14 protein-coding genes, 1 other RNA gene and 1 pseudogene are annotated in these 17,048 nt (G+C 66.8%); 10 read left to right on the forward strand and 6 right to left on the reverse strand.

What is annotated here, in order from left to right; all coding sequences use genetic code 11:
• Positions 1-28 precede the first annotated feature (28 nt).
• From IEV67_RS10325 to rnpB, 3 genes are all read left to right on the forward strand, one after another.
• Positions 29-760, forward strand: coding sequence for a zinc ribbon domain-containing protein (locus IEV67_RS10325; protein ID WP_188436499.1), 732 nt, complete (start codon positions 29-31; stop codon positions 758-760).
• Positions 757-2,451: a bifunctional 3'-5' exonuclease/DNA polymerase gene (locus IEV67_RS10330; RefSeq protein ID WP_229703017.1), complete on the forward strand. Its 1,695-nt coding sequence runs from the start codon at positions 757-759 to the stop codon at positions 2,449-2,451. The genes IEV67_RS10325 and IEV67_RS10330 overlap by 4 nt, the downstream gene beginning before the upstream one ends.
• A gap of 14 nt (positions 2,452-2,465) precedes the next feature.
• Positions 2,466-2,841: RNase P RNA component class A (rnpB, locus tag IEV67_RS10335), an RNA gene on the forward strand.
• A gap of 64 nt (positions 2,842-2,905) precedes the next feature.
• Here rnpB and ppgK read toward each other — a convergent pair.
• A complete protein-coding gene (gene ppgK, locus IEV67_RS10340) occupies positions 2,906-3,664 on the reverse strand; it encodes a polyphosphate--glucose phosphotransferase (protein WP_188436500.1) in 759 nt (252 codons plus the stop codon).
• Positions 3,665-3,756: 92 nt separating this feature from the next.
• Between ppgK and IEV67_RS10345 the strand changes: the two genes are divergently transcribed.
• Genes IEV67_RS10345 through IEV67_RS10360 form a run of 4 tightly spaced genes read left to right on the forward strand, consistent with a single transcriptional unit; the run spans position 3,757 to position 9,272 of the window.
• The gene (locus IEV67_RS10345) at positions 3,757-3,993 is read left to right on the forward strand and encodes an SPOR domain-containing protein (RefSeq protein WP_188436872.1); all 237 of its coding nucleotides are present in this window, start codon (positions 3,757-3,759) and stop codon (positions 3,991-3,993) included.
• 10 nt (positions 3,994-4,003) lie between these two features.
• Entirely contained in the window at positions 4,004-5,341 is a 1,338-nt protein-coding gene (locus tag IEV67_RS10350) for a glutamine synthetase family protein (RefSeq protein ID WP_033107158.1), read from the forward strand.
• Between the two features lie 4 nt (positions 5,342-5,345).
• Positions 5,346-8,321, forward strand: a complete 2,976-nt coding sequence (locus IEV67_RS10355) for a bifunctional [glutamine synthetase] adenylyltransferase/[glutamine synthetase]-adenylyl-L-tyrosine phosphorylase (RefSeq protein ID WP_188436501.1) — start codon at positions 5,346-5,348, stop codon at positions 8,319-8,321.
• A 36-nt stretch (positions 8,322-8,357) separates the two neighbouring features.
• A complete protein-coding gene (locus tag IEV67_RS10360) occupies positions 8,358-9,272 on the forward strand; it encodes a diacylglycerol/lipid kinase family protein (protein ID WP_188436502.1) in 915 nt (304 codons plus the stop codon).
• Between the two features lie 5 nt (positions 9,273-9,277).
• Here IEV67_RS10360 and IEV67_RS10365 read toward each other — a convergent pair whose 3' ends face one another.
• On the reverse strand, positions 9,278-9,589 hold the full coding sequence (locus IEV67_RS10365) for a DUF7882 family protein (protein ID WP_188436503.1): 312 nt from the start codon (positions 9,587-9,589) through the stop codon (positions 9,278-9,280).
• Positions 9,590-9,676: 87 nt separating this feature from the next.
• Complete coding sequence (gene glnA, locus IEV67_RS10370; RefSeq protein ID WP_188436504.1) at positions 9,677-11,101, reverse strand: type I glutamate--ammonia ligase; 1,425 nt, start codon at positions 11,099-11,101, stop codon at positions 9,677-9,679.
• Positions 11,102-11,222: 121 nt separating this feature from the next.
• Here glnA and IEV67_RS10375 point away from each other — a divergent pair, with 121 nt between their 5' ends.
• Positions 11,223-11,618, forward strand: a complete 396-nt coding sequence (locus IEV67_RS10375; RefSeq protein WP_188436505.1) for an RDD family protein — start codon at positions 11,223-11,225, stop codon at positions 11,616-11,618.
• Positions 11,619-11,653: 35 nt separating this feature from the next.
• Here the strand turns inward: IEV67_RS10375 and IEV67_RS10380 are convergent, their stop codons facing one another.
• Positions 11,654-12,142, reverse strand: coding sequence for an ATP-dependent zinc protease family protein (locus tag IEV67_RS10380; RefSeq protein WP_188436506.1), 489 nt, complete (start codon positions 12,140-12,142; stop codon positions 11,654-11,656).
• A 17-nt stretch (positions 12,143-12,159) separates the two neighbouring features.
• Between IEV67_RS10380 and IEV67_RS10385 the strand changes: the two genes are divergently transcribed.
• Positions 12,160-13,344, forward strand: a complete 1,185-nt coding sequence (locus tag IEV67_RS10385) for a RimK family alpha-L-glutamate ligase (protein WP_188436507.1) — start codon at positions 12,160-12,162, stop codon at positions 13,342-13,344.
• 61 nt (positions 13,345-13,405) lie between these two features.
• Here IEV67_RS10385 and IEV67_RS10390 read toward each other — a convergent pair whose 3' ends face one another.
• A complete protein-coding gene (locus IEV67_RS10390; protein WP_188436508.1) occupies positions 13,406-14,116 on the reverse strand; it encodes a DUF4191 domain-containing protein in 711 nt (236 codons plus the stop codon).
• 147 nt (positions 14,117-14,263) lie between these two features.
• Here IEV67_RS10390 and IEV67_RS10395 point away from each other — a divergent pair, with 147 nt between their 5' ends.
• Complete coding sequence (locus IEV67_RS10395; RefSeq protein WP_188436509.1) at positions 14,264-15,733, forward strand: hypothetical protein; 1,470 nt, start codon at positions 14,264-14,266, stop codon at positions 15,731-15,733.
• Between the two features lie 13 nt (positions 15,734-15,746).
• Here the strand turns inward: IEV67_RS10395 and sucB are convergent.
• A pseudogene (gene sucB / locus IEV67_RS10400) lies at positions 15,747-17,048 on the reverse strand (2-oxoglutarate dehydrogenase, E2 component, dihydrolipoamide succinyltransferase); the annotation flags it as partial.

Consider the following 17,048-nt stretch of genomic DNA (forward strand, 5'->3'; position numbering starts at 1 on the left):
TGTCCACGGCCGCGGGTAAGTTGGAGACGTGAACGCCACCCCCGAGCACCAGCGCATCCTTCTCGACGTCGCCGACCTGGATCGCCGTATCCAGCAGGCCGAGCGTGCGCGCACCACGCCGGCGCAGGGTCCACGCATCAATGAGCTCGTGAAAGAGCGCCAGGAGCAGCTTCGCGAGCTGACCATCCTGACCGGTGCGCGTGACGACGCTCGTACGGAGCTCGCCCGGTTGGAATCCGATGTGAAGCTCGTCGAACAGCGCCGCACCCGTGATTCGGAGCGGCTGGCCGCCAGCACGAACTCGAAGGACGCGCAGGCGCTTGAGCATGAGCTCGCGAGCCTCGCCAAGCGCGTGAGCGACCTGGAGGACATGGAGCTCGAGGTCATGTCGCGCGTGGAAGACGCTGAGGCTGCCGTCGCCACGCAGCAGGCACTCATCGACGTGACCACGGCAGAGGGAACCGAGCTCACCACGCAGGCGAAGGCCGCGGTGGCTGCGGCGACGACCGAGGGCGAGCACCTCACACGTGATCGTGCGGCGATCACCGCAGACCTCCCCGCCGATCTGCTCGCCGACTACGAGCGCCGCGCATCACGCGGCATCGGCGTGGGCCTGTTACTCCGCGGCACCTGCGAGGGCTGCCGCATAATGCTGTCGGGAACGCACCTGAACGAGGTCCGGCGGGCCGCGCCCGACGCGGTGCTGTCGTGCCCCGAGTGCGGCGCCATCCTGGTGCGCACCGACGAATCAGGCCTGTGAAGGCGGCGTCCGCATCGGACGCGAGAACTCTGCTGGCCTCTGTCGGCGGCGGTGACTTCTTCGCCATCGAGCTCGACCCCGATGGCGAAGAGCGAGAACGTGTCGAACTCGCGGGTTCTGACCTCGTCGACTGGGTGCGCGACATCGAGCAGCACAGATCGCCGCGTTGGGTGATCCGCAGCGCGAGGGAGCTGTATCCCCGGTTGCTGGCGGCCGGCGTGTTCCTGACGAGGGCGCATGACCTGCTGCTGTGCCATGCGATCCTTCGAGACACCGACCGCGTGGCGCGCCCGCTCGTACCTTCAGAGGACTGGCTTCCGCGCGAACCGGATGCCGGCGAACCGGCGCTGTTCGACCTGCTCGCGCGACCCTCCGGCGATTCCGTGGACGACCTCCTTGAGCAGTACCGCGAGCAGTGCCGCGTGATCGCCGCCGACAAGACGGCGCGACTGCCGCTGCTGTGCGCGGCCGAATCCGCCGGCGGGCTGATCGCCGAGGAGATGCGAGCGGGCGGAGTGCCGTGGGATGCCGACGCGCACGACCGCATCCTCGTCGATGTGCTCGGTCCTCGGGCACCGGGCGGCGGACTGCCCACACGCATGGCCGAACTCGCCGAGAAGGTGCGTTTCCATCTCGGCGACCCGCAGCTCCATCTGGACAGCCACATGAAGCTGCTCCGTGCGCTGCACCGCGTCGGGGTGAACGTCGAATCGACGAGTCAGTGGGAACTGAGCGAGGTGGCGCACCCGGTGATCGAGCCGCTGCTCGCGTACAAGAAGCTCTCGCGCCTTCTGAGCGCGAACGGCTGGGCGTGGCTGTCGGATTGGGTGCACGACGGTCGGTTCCGGCCCGTGTACATCCCCGGAGGCGTCGTCACCGGCCGCTGGGCGTCGTCGGGTGGGGGAGCGCTGCAGATCCCGCGGATCCTCCGGCCGGCGGTGCAGGCGGACGACGGCTGGATGCTGGTCGTCGCGGATGTCGCGCAACTCGAACCGCGCATGCTGGCGGCCATGGCAGGAGACAAGGCGATGGCAGAGGCGGCGCGCGGCCGCGATCTCTACGCCGGTGTCGTCGCATCCGGGGCGGTGGCCACGCGAGAAGAGGCGAAGTACGCGGTGCTCGGGGCGATGTACGGAGCGACGACCGGCGACAGCGGTCGGCTGGTTCCGCGGCTGCGCAAGGTCTATCCGCGCGCGATGCGCCTCGTGGACGATGCGGCGCGCACGGGCGAGGACGGCGGGGTGGTGTCGACGAACCTCGGCCGTTCCTCGCCTCGCCCCGATGCGGCGTGGCAGGCGGCGCAGAGCGAGGCCAGCGGCGCCGACGCCGATCCGGTCGAGGTGAAGCGCGCACGGCAGAGTGCGCGCGAGCGCGGCCGTTTCACGCGCAACTTCGTCGTGCAGGGCACCGCCGCCGAATGGGCGTTGATCTGGCTGGCGGAGATCAGACACAGGTTGCGGGGGCTTCCTGAAGCGGAGACGCCGGCCACGGCATCCGGTCCGTTCGCACGCAACGCGCACCTGGCCTTCTTCCTCCACGACGAGGTCATCCTGCATGTGCCGGCCGAGTCGGCGGATGCCGCGGCCGAAGCCGTGCGTCAGGCCGCTGCCGTGGCCACCCGTCGTCTGTTCGGCGACTTCCCGATCGATGTGCCGCTTGACCTGCGAATCGTGCAGACCGCGGAGAAGTAGACTGAGAGGGCGAATGGGTCGGCTGGACGGCCGCGTTGCGGGAGACCGCACCGAGGAACGTCCGGGCTCCACAGGGCAGGATGGTGGGTAACACCCACCCGGAGCAATCCGCGAGACAGTGCCACAGAGAGCAGACCGCCGTTCGGCCTCCGGGTCGTGCGGTAAGGGTGAAAGGGTGGTGTAAGAGACCACCGGGGGTCATGGTGACATGACCCGCCAGGTAAACCTCGTCCGGAGCAAGGTCAGACAGAGGATGTTGACGCGGCTCGCCGAGTCCTCGGGTAGACCGCTGGAGCGGCACGGCAACGTGTCGCCGAGAGAGATGGCCGTCGAAGGGATCCCTCGAGAGAGGCCCCGGAACAGAACCCGGCGTACAGGCCGGCCCATTCCACCACGTCGAAGGGCTCGGCGACCGTGACAGGTCGCCGAGCCCTTCGTGGGTTCTGTGTGGGGATCAGTCGGCTGCGAGCGAGGCGGCGCCGATGATTCCCGACGAGTTGCGGTGGATGGCCGGGATGATGGGCGTGTTCAGCTCGAGCAGCGGGATGAACTTCTCCGGGTGCTTGGACACTCCTCCGCCGACGACGAAGAGGTCGGGGCTGAACAGGAACTCGACGTGCGAGAAGAACACCTGAAGGCGCGCCGACCAGTCCTCCCAGGAGAGCTTCTCGCGCTCCATCGCCGAGTATGCCGTCCACGTCTCGATGGAGGCGTCCTTGATGGTCGTGCCGTTGTAGAGCAGGTGTCCGAGCTCTGTGTTCGGCAGCAGCACGCCGTCGTAGAGGAACGCCGAGCCGATGCCGGTGCCGAGGGTGGCGAGGATCGTGAGGCCGCTGACGTCTCGCGCAGCACCGTGTCGCACCTCGGCGACGCCGGCAGCATCCGCGTCGTTCACGAACGTGATGTGGCGGCCGAGACCGTCTTCGAAGAACTTCTCGGCTTCGAAGCCGATCCACTCCTCGGAGACGTTGGCTGCGGACAGGGTCTTGCCGTTCTTCACGATCGCGGGGAACGCCACGCCGAGAGGCAGATCGGAATCCCGTACTTCGAGTGTGTCGAGCACCTCGTTGACGGCCTTGAGGACGTCTTCAGGCGATGCGCCCTTGGGGGTGTCCACCCGGACGCGATCCGAATCGAGCGCACCCTTCTTGAGGTTGACAATGCCTGCTTTGATGCCTGTGCCGCCGATGTCGACGCCGATCGCTTTTGCCATGCTCAATAGCCTAGCGAGCGCCCGGGACGACAGTAGGATCGTGACAGAAGCTTACGAAGGGAGCTGCCATGTCTCACGGTGAAGATTCATACATGTCCAGCGGGGAGCGCAAGTACTGGTACAACACCAATACGGGCCAGGTCGAGCACGGCTACGAGTCGCCCGCTGTCTACCGCGTCGGCCCCTTCGACACAGCAGAGGCTGCAGCCAACGCGCTCGAGACGATTCGTGCGCGCTCTGAAGCGTGGGCTGTGGAAGAAGCCATCGACGAGGACTGGCGCAAGGCGACCGACGTACGCAAGGCGACTGACGTGGATGGGAAGCACTAGGCATATGGGCATGGACAAGCAGCGAGACTTCGTGCTGCGCACGATCGAAGAACGTGGTGTGAAGTTCGTCCGGCTCTGGTTCACCGACGTGATCGGCACGCTGAAGTCCGTGGCCATCGCGCCGGCCGAGGTCGAGGGCGCGTTCGCCGAGGGGATCGGGTTCGACGGCTCGGCGATCGAGGGCCTCACGCGAACCTACGAGTCGGATCTGCTCGCGCAGCCCGACCCGACGACATTCCAGACGCTGCCGTGGCGGGGCGAGGTCGACCCGACCGCCCGCATGTTCTGCGATCTCACCACTCCGGACGGCCAGCCCGCCGTCGCAGACCCGCGGCACGTGCTCAAGCGCACGCTCGCCAAGGCCGCCGACGCCGGATTCACGTTCTACACTCACCCCGAGATCGAGTTCTACCTGCTCAAGTCCTCGGTGATCGGACCCGAGGGTCCCGTGCCCGTCGACTCCGCAGGATACTTCGACAACGTGCCCGGCGGGACGGCTCACGATTTCCGCCGACGCTCGGTGCGGATGCTGGAAGACCTGGGTATCTCGGTCGAGTACAGCCACCACGAAGGCGGACCGGGTCAGAACGAGATCGACCTGCGCTACGCGGACGCGCTCACCATGGCTGACAACATCATGACGTTCCGCACGGTCGTCAAGGAGGTCGCGATCGAGCAGGGCGTCTACGCGACGTTCATGCCGAAGCCGATGAGCGACCAGCCCGGTAGCGGGATGCACACGCACATGTCGCTGTTCGAGGGCGACCAGAACGCCTTCTGGGAGGAAGGCGCCCAGTACCAGCTCTCCAAGACAGGTCGGCATTTCATCGCCGGCCTCCTCAAGCACGCCAACGAGATCGCCGCGGTCACCAATCAGTTCGTGAACTCGTACAAGCGACTGTGGGGCGGTGACGAAGCGCCCAGCTTCGTGACATGGGGCCACACCAACCGCTCCGCCCTCATCCGCGTGCCGATGTACAAGCCGCACAAGAGCCAGTCCTCGCGTGTCGAGTACCGGGGCCTCGACTCGGCCGCCAACCCGTATCTCGCTTACGCGCTGCTGCTCGCCGCAGGTCTCAAGGGCATCGAGGAGGAGTACGAGCTGCCGCCAGAGGCCGAGAACAACGTGTGGTCGCTGAGCGATGCGGAGCGCCGTGCGCTCGGTTACTCCTCACTGCCGGCCAGCCTGGACCATGCCCTCGAGTACATGGAGTCATCGGAGCTCGTCGCCGAGACGCTCGGCGAGCAGGTCTTCAACTACGTGCTGCTCAACAAGCGCAAGGAGTGGGAAGCCTACCGCGGTCAGGTCACCCCGTTCGAGCTGAAGAGCAACCTCGAGCTGCTCTGAGCCGATGGCTCGATCGGACTCCACCTCTTCGCTGTCGTCACTGGCACGGGTCGGCTTCACCGGCCTGAGTGCTGCCGCCGAGGTGCTCGACGAGCTGTCGACGCTGACCGGCATCGAACGCTCGACACTCGTCGATGGCGTGGTCGCTGCGGACCCAGACGGTGCAGCCGGTGGGATGCTCAGGGTCGCGCGCCGCGACCCTGACGCGCTGAGGCGCGTGCTGCGCGATGAAGATGCCAGGGGCATCTGCTGGCGCGTCTTCGGCGCGTCGACCGGTCTGGCCGACTTCTTCCTCCGCCATCCCGACCAGCTCTCCGTGCTCACCGAGATCGGACCGCTCGTGCCGAGCGCAGCGACGCTGCAGGAGCGCCTGCTCGACTCGGTGGGTGCGAAGGAAGGTTTCGCGGAGACCGCGGACGATTCCGCGCTGGTCGCCCTGCGGATCGCATATCGCCGCTCGCTGGCTGAGATCGCCGCGGTCGACCTGTCAGCACCCGAACCCGCGTTGCGGATCGCTGCGGTGTCCGCTGCGCTTGCGGATGCCGCGGGCGCAGCACTGGAAGCATCGCTCGCTGTCGCCCGCACCAGGGTCGCCCTCACCCGCCCGCGCGAGGAGGTCGCTCTCACCCGGCTGGCGATCATCGGGATGGGCAAGGCGGGCGCTCGCGAACTCAACTACGTGAGCGACGTCGATGTGATCTTCGTAGGCGGCACGGCAGACGAAGAGCGCCTCGAAGAGGGACGCTCCATCGACATCGCCACGAAGCTGGCGATCGAGACGATGCGCGGGCTGGAGGGCATCGAGGTCGAACCACCGCTGTGGGAGGTCGACGCGAACCTTCGTCCGGAGGGCAAGCAGGGCGCGCTGGTGCGCTCTCTCGGCTCGCACCTGGCCTACTACGACCGGTGGGCGAAGAGCTGGGAGTTCCAGGCCCTGCTCAAGGCGCGTCCGCTCGCCGGAGACGCGAGCCTGGGCGACGCGTACATCGAGGCCGTGCAGCCGAAGATCTGGTCGAGTGCCGCTCGCGAGAACTTCGTCGACAGCGTTCAGCGGATGCGTGAGCGCGTCACGGAGCACATCGGTCCCGAAGACGCCACCCACCAGATCAAGCTCGGCGTCGGTGGGTTGCGGGACATCGAGTTCACCGTGCAGCTTCTGCAGCTCGTGCACGGCCTCACCGATCCGAGCCTGCGCACGCGAGGGACACTGGAGAGCCTGGACGCTCTCGTAGCGGGCGGCTACATCGGCCGGGAGGATGCCGCGACCTTCGCTTCCGATTACCGGACGCTCCGGCTGCTGGAGCACAGGCAGCAGTTGCGCGAGCTGTCCCGCACGCATCTCATGCCGAGAACACCCGACGGATTGCGCATCCTCGCCAGGGCCACCGGACTCGCCGACACCGGCGACGGCATCTGGGCGCTCTGGGAGAGCGTGCGCCGTGAGGTGCGCGACATCCACACCCGCCTGTTCTACCGACCGCTGCTGAGCGCTGTCGCCGCGCTGCCGGAAGAAGAGCGCACGCTCTCGACAGCGCAGGCTCATGACCGGCTCGCCGCCATCGGTTTCCGTGACGCCGCAGGGGCTCTGCGCCATATCGGCGCGCTCACCTCCGGGATCAGCCGCAAGGTCACGATCCAACGTCATCTCATGCCGATCATGGTGCGCTGGTTCGCCGACGGCAGCGACCCCGACTACGCGCTGCTCGCCTTCCGGAGGATCAGCGAGAGGCTGGGGGACACGTCCTGGTTCCTCCGGATGCTGCGCGACTCCTCAGGCGCGGCCGAGAGCCTCACGCGGCTGCTGTCGGCATCGCGGTACATCGGCGAGCTCATGGAGTGGATCCCGGAGTCGGTCGCGTGGCTGGACACCCCAGAGCGGCTTCGCCCACGCGCCGCATCGCAGCTCTACGAAGAGGCGAGGGCGATACAGACGAGGCACAAGTCCGTCGGGCCCGCCCTGAAGGCGGTTCGCGCGCTGCGGCGGCGCGAGCTGCTTCGCACGGCGATGGGCGCCGTGCTCGATGTGCTGACGATCGAAGAGATCGCGACCTCTCTCACCGCGATCACCGACGCGACCATTCAGGCAGGTCTCCGCGCAGTACGGCGGGAGGTGGTGCCTCCTGAGGACGACGATCTCGACTTCGCCGTCATCGGAATGGGGCGCTTCGGCGGCGCGGAACTGGGCTTCGGATCGGATGCCGACATCCTCTACGTGTATGACGCGAACGGGATCGATCCGCAGCGCGCTCAGACCCTGTCGACGCAACTGGTCTCCGGCCTCCGCGAACATCTGACCGACCACCGTGTGCCCCTCGATCTTGACGCCGACCTGCGTCCTGAGGGACGCCAGGGCCCTGTGGTGCGATCGATCGCGGCGTACACCGAGTACTACCGGCGCTGGTCTGTGTCGTGGGAGGCGCAGGCGCTGCTTCGCGCGCGCGGCGTCGCAGGCAGTGCACAGCTGATCACGAAGTTCATGGCATTGGCGGACAGCATCCGCTATCCGGAACAGGTCGACCAGCAGGGGCTGCGCGAGATCAAGCGGATCAAGGCCCGTGTCGAAGGGGAGCGGCTTCCCCAGGGCGCCGATCCGCATAGACACCTCAAACTGGGCCCCGGGTCGCTCAGCGACGTCGAGTGGCTGGTTCAGCTCGTGCAGCTGCAGCACGCTCACGCCGTGCCGGCGCTGCGCACGACATCGACCCTGGACGCACTTCACGCTGCGGTGGATGCGGAGCTGGTGCCGGCCGACGATGCGGAGAAGCTGCGCGAGGCGTGGCTGCTGGCGAGCAGGCTGCGTTCAGCGATCACGCTGCGCACGGGGCACACCGCGGACATGCTCCCGGCCGACCGTCGTGAACTCGACGCACTCGGCCACCTGCTCGGCTACCCCGACGGCTCGGCCACGGCCGTGGAGGAGGACTATCTCGGCGTCACCAGACGCGCTCGACGAGCGTTCGAGAACCTCTTCTACGGCTGAGTTGCGCTATCTCCGCCGCTGGCTCAGGCTGAGCACATGACAGCGACCAAGATCGGCATCATCTGGAACCCCTCGAAGATCGATGCGGACGTACTGCGTTCGGCGGTCGCTGAAGCGCTGGACGGCGACGTGCAGTGGTGGGAGACGAGCGAAGAGGACCCCGGACTCGGGATGGCGAAGGATGCCGTCACCGCCGGATGCGGAACAGTCATCGCGGTCGGTGGAGACGGCACGGTGCGTGCGGTCGCCGAGGCGCTGGCCGGCACCGAGGTCGTGCTCGGCATCGTGCCTCAGGGGACCGGCAACCTGCTCGCCCGCAACCTCGAGGTGCCGTTGGACGACATCCCGGCGGCATTGGCACGGATCAGCGCGGACGAGCCCCAGACGGTCGATCTCGGCTGGGTGAGCGTGAACGGCGAGGAACGCGCATTCACCGTGATGGTCGGTTTCGGTATCGACGCGCAGATGCTCGTCGAGACGGACGACGATCTGAAGGACCGTGCCGGCTGGCTCGCCTACGTCGAAGCGATGGGGCGTGCCATGGCCGGCACCGAGATGACGGGTATCACGCTCGCGCTCGACGGGGGAGATGCCCAGGAGGTGCGCGGTCACACCCTGCTGATCGGCAACTGCGGCATGGTGCAGGGCGGCGTGCGCCTGCTGCCGGACGCCAAGCTGGATGACGGGCTGCTCGACCTGCTGCTGGTGAGCGCCGACGGCGCACTGCAGTGGCTCGACACCGTCCGCTCCGTCGTCTGGGACAACGGCATCCGTCGCCTGCTGACCCGTGATGAGACGGCAGTGAGCACCGAGTCCACGCGTCACCTGACTGCGGAGCGCATCAGCGTCGAGCTTGAGCAGCCGCTGGCGTTCGAGGTCGACGGCGAAGAACTCGGCGACGTGTCATCGTTCGAGGTGCGCGTACAGGCAGGGGCACTGCGAGTGCACTGAGCGGCTCATTCCTCCTCCACGCGGACGAGGTTCTCGAGCACCAGCTCGCCAGTGGCATTGGTCGCATGCATCATGTCTTCGAGTCGCTTCGAGTTGATCGATGGCAGCTCAGCGCTGTCGAACATGAAGACCAGGGGTACCGCGGGGTGGATCCAGGCGCTCATCCGGCCGTTGGGACCGCCGCCGATGGGAAGCCACGTCATCATGAAGCTCTCCTGCCGACGCAGCTTCGTCGCCACGACGACCTTCAGGTGCGCCAGTGTCTCGTCTTCGATGCCGATGGCCTCAGCGGTGTGGTCGTATTTGAGTCTGCCCATACTGCACCTTAACGCGCACCCGTGAACATCAGAAGAGCCCATTCCGCGATGGTGCGGAATGGGCTCTTCTGAATGTGCTGAACGGTGTCAGACCCCGTAGTACAGCTCGAACTCGAACGGGTGCGGACGCTGCGCCATCGGCAGGATCTCGTTCTCGATCTTGTACGAGATCCAGGTCTCGATGAGTTCAGGTGTGAAGACGCCGCCCTCGAGCAGGAACTGGTGGTCGTCGCGGAGCGCGTCGAGCGAGTCCAGCAGCGAGTTCGGCACCTGCGGGATGTTCTTGGCCTCCTCGGGCGGAAGCTCGTAGAGGTCCTTGTCGACCGGCTCGTGCGGCTCGATGCGGTTCTTGATCCCGTCGAGGCCCGCCATCAGCTGTGCGGCGAACGCGAGGTACGGGTTACCCGAGGCATCCGGAGCGCGGAACTCGATGCGCTTCGCCTTCGGGTTCGAGCCGGTGATCGGGATGCGGATCGCTGCCGAGCGGTTGCCGGCGGAGTAGACCAGGTTGACCGGAGCCTCGAAGCCCTTGACCAGACGGTGGTAGCTGTTCAGCGTCGGGTTCGTGAAGGCCAGCAGCGCCGGCGCGTGTGCGAGGATGCCGCCGATGTACCAGCGGGCGATGTCGCTGAGCTGGCCGTAGCCTGCCTCGTCGTAGAACAGCGGCTTGCCGTCGCTCCACAGCGACTGGTGCGTGTGCATGCCAGATCCGTTGTCGCCGTAGAGCGGCTTCGGCATGAACGTCGCCGACTTGCCCCACTCTTCTGCGGTGTTCTTGACGATGTACTTGAACTTCAGGATGTCGTCGGCCGCGTGCACCATCGTGTCGAAGCGGTAGTTGATCTCCTGCTGACCGCCGGTGCCGACCTCGTGGTGCGAACGCTCGAGGATGAATCCGGCTTCGATCAGCTTGAGCGTGATGTCATCGCGGAGGTCCGCCGTCTTGTCGACGGGGGCCACGGGGAAGTATCCGCCCTTGTACGGCGTCTTGTTGCCGAGGTTGCCGCCTTCTTCTTCGCGACCCGTGTTCCAGGCGCCCTCTTCGGAGTCGACGCTGTAGAAGCTCGAGTTCGAGGTCACCGAATAACGGACGTCGTCGAAGATGTAGAACTCCGCCTCCGGGGCGAAGAACGCCGTGTCGGCGATGCCGGTCGAGACGAGGTACTTCTCCGCCTTCTTGGCGACCTGACGCGGGTCCTTCGAGTAGATCTCGCCGGTGCGCGGGTTGTAGATGTCGAAGAGCATCACGAGGGTGCTCGCCTCGCGGAACGGGTCGACGTACGCGGTCGTGACGTCGGGGATGAGCTGCATATCGGATTCGTGGATGCTGGCGAATCCGCGGATGGACGAGCCGTCGAACAGCTGGCCGTCAGTGAAGAATGCCTCGTCGACCGTCGACGCGGGGATGTTGAAGTGCTGCTGGACACCGGGCAGATCAGTGAAACGGATGTCAAGGAACTTGACGTCGTTCTCCTTGATATAGCTCAGAACCTCGGACGAATCGGTGAACATTTATCACTCCAGATGATGCGGATCGGGGCCTTGAAGGCTGCAAGCAGGCTATGGCCGAGGGGTTACCCGGCCATGTCCTCTATGTTTCCGCCATGTTACAGACCGCCGATAGACTGGACTTGTGACGGATGCTGAGAACACGTACCCCGGCGAACGTCTCGGGCTCCCCGTGAGCGGTACGCGCAGCATCGCGAGAGTCGGCAAGCGCATCGGTGCTCTCGTCATCGACTGGGCAGCGGCCGTCGTCATCTCCATCGCGTTCTTCCAGTACGACTCCATCGCCACGCTGGTGATCTTCGCCGTCGTGCAGATCGTCTTCATCCCCACCATCGGCGGCAGCCCTGGGCACCGAATCCTCGGTATGCGCCTGGTGATGCTCGGCGGCGGCTGGGTCGGCCTATGGCGGCCGATCGTGCGCACGTTGCTTCTGGTGCTCGTGATCCCCGCCGTCATCTGGGATCCGGACCAGCGCGGTCTGCACGACAAGGCCGTCGGCACGATCCTGATCCGGGCCTGAGGGCCTGCGTTCCGGCCCCTGAGCTTGTCGAAGGGTCAGTGTCGCCCGCGATTGCGCCGGCGGGTCTCCTTCGGCGCACGACCGCCGAGGAACGACCGGGCGGGGTCGACGATGAAGCCGCGTCGTAGCGCCTCCCGACCGATCAGCATCCGGAAGCCCATCTCGTCGCGGTTGCTCAGTGTGACCTCCGAGACCACGAGCTGATCGACGATGCGGATCGCCAGCAGCACGACGAGCCGGTGCTGCGCGTGTCCTGAGGAACTGCGCACCGCACGTCTGTCGTGGACGGGACACTCGACGATCGTGGCATCCGCATTGGTGTGCTGCCAGGGGTTCACCCTGAATCGCACCCACGCCTCGCCCTCGCGCTCGAACTCCTCGACGTCGAATGCGTGCAATGACGACGTGCGCGCGCCGGTGTCGATCTTTGCCTTGATCCAGTCGACGCCGGCGTCGGGCAGGCTCACCCATTCACGCCACCCCGTAAGAGTGTTTGAATGAGATGTCTTCGTCACTCGATACATCTTGGCAGGAAACATACGTGAAGCTCGCAGTTCTCTCCCGCGCTCCGCAGGCGTACTCGACGCAGCGCCTCCGCGCGGCCGCTCTTCAGCGCGGTCACAACGTCAAGGTGCTGAACACGCTGAAGTTCGCGATTGATCTGACCGCTGACGAACCCGACCTGCATTACCGCGGCCGTCCGCTGAGCGACTACGACGCGATCCTGCCCCGCATCGGCAGCTCGATCACCTACTTCGGCACGGCCGTGGTGCGCCAGTTCGAGCAGATGGACGTCTACACGCCGAACACCGCGAACGGCATCTCCAGTGCCCGCGACAAGCTCCGCGCGAATCAGATCCTCTCGCGGCACAACATCGCGATGCCGGCAACCGCGTTCGTGCGCAACCGCGCCGACGTGCGACCTGCCATCGAACGCGTCGGCGGTGCCCCCGTGGTCATCAAGCTCCTGGAGGGCACGCAGGGCATCGGCGTGATCCTCGCCCCGCAGGTGAAGGTCGCCGAGGCGATCATCGAGACGCTGCACTCCACGAAGCAGAACGTCCTCATTCAGAAGTTCATCGCCGAGAGCAGAGGCCGTGACATCCGCGCGCTCGTCGTCGGCGACCGTGTCGTCGCCGCCATGCGCCGCGTTGCCGCCGGCGATGAGTTCCGCTCCAACGTGCATCGCGGAGGCAGTGTCGAACCGGTGCAGCTCGACCCGGCGTACGAGCAGGTCGCGGTGCGATCTGCGCAGATCATGGGACTGCGGGTCGCGGGTGTCGACATGCTCGAGGGCGACGACGGGCCGCTCGTCATGGAGGTCAATTCCTCGCCCGGCCTTCAGGGCATCGAGCAGGCGACGAATCTGGACGTCGCGGGCGCCATCATCGACCACATCGCGGATCGGGTCGCGTTCCCCGAGATCGATGTCCGTCAGCGCCTGACCGTCTCGACGGGCTACGGCGTGGCCGAGCTGCTCGTGCACAACGCCGCCGAGCTCGTCGGCAAGACTCTGGGGGAATCAGGTCTGTGGGAGCGCGACATCACGGTGCTGACGCTGCACCGCGGGGTCAGCGTGATCCCCAATCCGCGCAAGCACGTCGTGCTCGAGGCCGATGATCGGCTGCTGTGCTTCGGCAAGCTCGAGGAGATGCGCGGAATGATCCCGGAGCGTCGCCGCCGCAGGGCGAAGGTGCGTCGTCTGCCGAAAGAACCGCTGAGCTGACGCCGCAGCGGATCCCGGAGCGGATCCGCTCCGCTCCCTGAGCCCGCCGCAGGGTGAAGGATCAGCGCGGACGCTGAGCGCGGACCTTCGTCGGGTCGATGCCCTTCGGGATCGGCAGTGACGAGACCGACTGCGAGACGGAGTCGATGCGTCGGATGACGGCGGCCATCGTGGTCTTGTCGATCTTCTTCGGCAGCTTCTTGATCGTCTTCGAAAGGTCGGCGATCGTGACCTCGTCCTCGCCGTGACCGACGTAGAACACGTGCACCGGAACGCCGTTCGCGACGCGCTGCGCCTTGCTGCGCTCCTCGTTCACAAGCCGGGTGAGGCGGCCTCGGGCGCCTTCGCCGACGACGACGATGCCCCCTCGCCCGATCGCGCGGTAGACCGCTTCCTGCGTCTTGGGGTTGATGCCGACGGGAGTGTCAGAGGACTGCCAGTTGCGGCCGAGGCTCGTGCTGAGCACGTGTCCTGAGGCGCCGGGCATGCCGTCGATCTTGGCGTACATCGCGTTGGTCGACAGCCTGGTCATCAGGAAGAGCGAACCGAGCACGCCGAGCATGAGGCCGGTGATGGCCCAGAGCACGAGGGTCCACACCTGGAACGGCGGGATGAGGTAGCCGACAACGAGACCGAGCAGGATGCCGGCGACGAGGATGGCGATCTGCGCCCACGGCAACCAGCTGTACACCTCACGTGTGAACCTGAACAGGGACTTGATCTGGGAGAAGAACCCCGGTCGCTTCTCGGGTTCTGGAGCACGCTTAGCCATGAATACAAGACTACCGAGTCCGTGCACTCCTCACGTGCGCGTTCGCGGGAGGCGCACTCACTCTGCACATCGGTGGAAATCCTGGATCTGTCCACACTCGCCCGCTACCGACGCTGCCACGCTGCCGCGTTGCGCTGTGATGGTTCGATGACTGAGACGGATGCTGCTGCCGACCGTGCCTCACTCGTGCCGGGGGTGCACCGCCTGATCCGTGCGATCGACGGCAAGGAGGGCCCGTTCGCCGGCGCACTCGTCGTGTTCGACGACACGGTCGCCGTATGCATCGATATCGAGCGGCTCGGCGCCTGGGAGGGCTGGGCGTTCTCGGATTCCGAGCACGTGTGCGGCGCGCTCGACATCAGACGACGTGCCGATGGGCATGACGTTCTGCTGCCGTGGTGCACGCAACGTGTCGAGGCCTTCCTCGGCCGCAGGGACGCCTCCGATTCGCCGCTCACACCCGGGGAGTTGGGCACGCTCGTCGTCAGTCTGCTGCGTGGCGTGCGGGAGCTGGGCACGGATGCTGAAGCAGCGGGCGAGTGGTGGCTGACGGGCGACGGGCGTCCGCTGTTCGTCCATGGCGAAGGCGGGAGCGCGCGTGCGCGTACGGCTGCACTCGTCGAGCGGATGCTCCGGCAGCAGGTCGATCGCGGCACGGTGCGAATCCTGCAGGAGGCCGCATCCGCGCTGCGCCAGCCGCGCCATCCCGCCGACGATGATAGGCGCTGGGAGCAGGAGCTGTTCGCGCGCGCCGCGCCGCGAGCACTGCAGCTCGACGTCTTCGCACCGGAGCGTGTGAGCGCGATCTCTCCGAGACTCGTTGCGGCAGACGCGGCGTCAGGCGACGCGGGGAGACCGCATCGCCGCCATGTGGCAGGGGAGACGCGCAGCGCGCGATTGAAGAGGAAAGAGCGGCGCTCGGCAGGCGCCGGTGCAGGCGCCGGTGCCGTGCATGTGCTGCGCTCCCTGGCGGAGGGCGCACGAATACGCATCGAGCATCTGGGTGAGCGGCGGTTCAAGCGACCGCCGCTGCATGCGAGTGCGGAAGGGATCGGCAAGCCGAAGTCCTCGCGGCGTCGAGCCGTGCTGCTCGCCGGCGCGCTCGGGGCGATCGTGTTGATCGTCGGACTGCTCTGGCCTGGCGATGGTGGTGATGCACCCGCCGAAGCGACATATCGGAAGGCGCCGACCGCAGCGGCACCGGACGACGTGGCGAATCGCGGGGCCGAGGACCGCGGCGACTCCGGCGTGCCGAAGACGTCGACCCCCGACCCTGTGCCGTCAGAGCCGACATCCGACGAGGGCATGGCACCGGATCCCGGCACGGCGCTGGATGCGGTGCCGCAACTGCTCGATGCGATCAGCGTGTGCGTCCGGGATGTCGCGGAGCACTGCTCCGGTGCAGTCGCGGAAGGCGGCAGGATCCCCACCGAAGGCATTGCGAGCCTCGGTGCGTCCGAGAGCGCAGCCGCGCTGGTGGACGACTACGGCGATGTCGCGGTGATCCGCCTGACCCCGGTGGATTCCGGGGCCACCGAACAGATGATGGTTCTCGAGCGCCGAGACGACATCTGGCTGGTGCGCGACGTGTATGACGTCGCGCACCAGCCAGATTAGGTGCGAGCGGTGCTCAGGCGCCGAGGTTCGCTGCGAAGTCCGCGCCTTCGAGGCGGGTCTTGATCGCTCCGAGGAAGCGAGCAGCATCCGCACCGTCGATGATGCGGTGATCGTACGACAGCGCGAGGTAGACGTACGAGCGCACGGCGATCGCGTCGACGCCGTCGACCTTGACCAGGCCCGGGCGCTTGAAGACGACACCGGTGCCGAGGATCGCAGACTGCGGCAGGAACACGAGAGGTGTGTCGAACAGCGCGCCGCGCGAACCAGTGTTGGTCAGCGTGAAGGTGCCGCCGGCGAGCTCGTCGGGCTTCAGCTTGTTGTCCCGAGAGCGTGCCGCGAGGTCACCGATCTCGTGCGCGATCTGTGCGAGGTTCTTCGTCGCGGCGTCGCGCAGCACGGGAGTGAGCAGCCCACGTTCCGTGTCGACGGCGATCGAGACGTTCTCCGTGTCCGGGTAGACGATGCTCTCGCCGTCGACCGTGGCGTTGATGATCGGGAACGCCTGCAGAGCCTCGGCTGCAGCCAATGCGAAGAACGGCAGGAACGAGAGCTTGTCGCCGGTCTTCTGCTGGAACTCCGCCTTGACGCTGTCGCGGTAGTTCGCGACGTTCGTCACATCGACCTCGACGATCGTGGTGAGCTGAGCGGTCTGCTGCATCGACTCGACCGCGCGCTTGGCGACGACCTTGCGCAGACGCGACATCGGCTGCGTGGTGCCGCGCAGCGGCGACACCTCGAGCGGTGCAGCTGCCGGCGCTGCGGTGGCAGCCGCGGCCGGTGCGGCGGACTTGGACTCTGCGGCCTTGAGGACATCCTCCTTGCGGATTCGCCCGCCCACGCCGGAGCCCTTGACGCTCGAAAGGTCCACACCCTGCTGCGACGCGAGGCGCCGCACGAGAGGTGTGACGTAGACGTTGTCGCCGTCGGTCGCGGCCGGCGCCGACTCGGCGGATGCCGGAGCCGGTGCGGCGGCCTGAGCCGGTGCGGCGGCGGGTGCTGCCTCCGGGGCGGGTGCCGGCGCAGCTTCTGCCGGTGCCGGAGCGGCGGGGGCCTCTGCGGCCGGTGCGGCCTGCGGTGCGGGAGCAGCAGGAGCCTCAGCGGCAGGAGCCTCAGCAGCGGGCGCTTCAGCAGCGGGCGCTGCCGAAGGCGCGCCCGAACCGACGCGTGCGAGCACGCTGCCCACCGCGATGGTCTCGTCTTCGGCGAGCGCTCTGGCATCGGCGGTCAATCCCGCCCACCAGCGTTCGATTGCCTTCATCATCAGTCCTCTCGTAGTGGATGGATCGTGGTTCTGCTTCAACCGAGTCCGAGT

Origin of the sequence: Microbacterium murale (assembly GCF_014635185.1) — a bacterium.
Lineage (GTDB): Bacteria > Actinomycetota > Actinomycetes > Actinomycetales > Microbacteriaceae > Microbacterium > Microbacterium murale.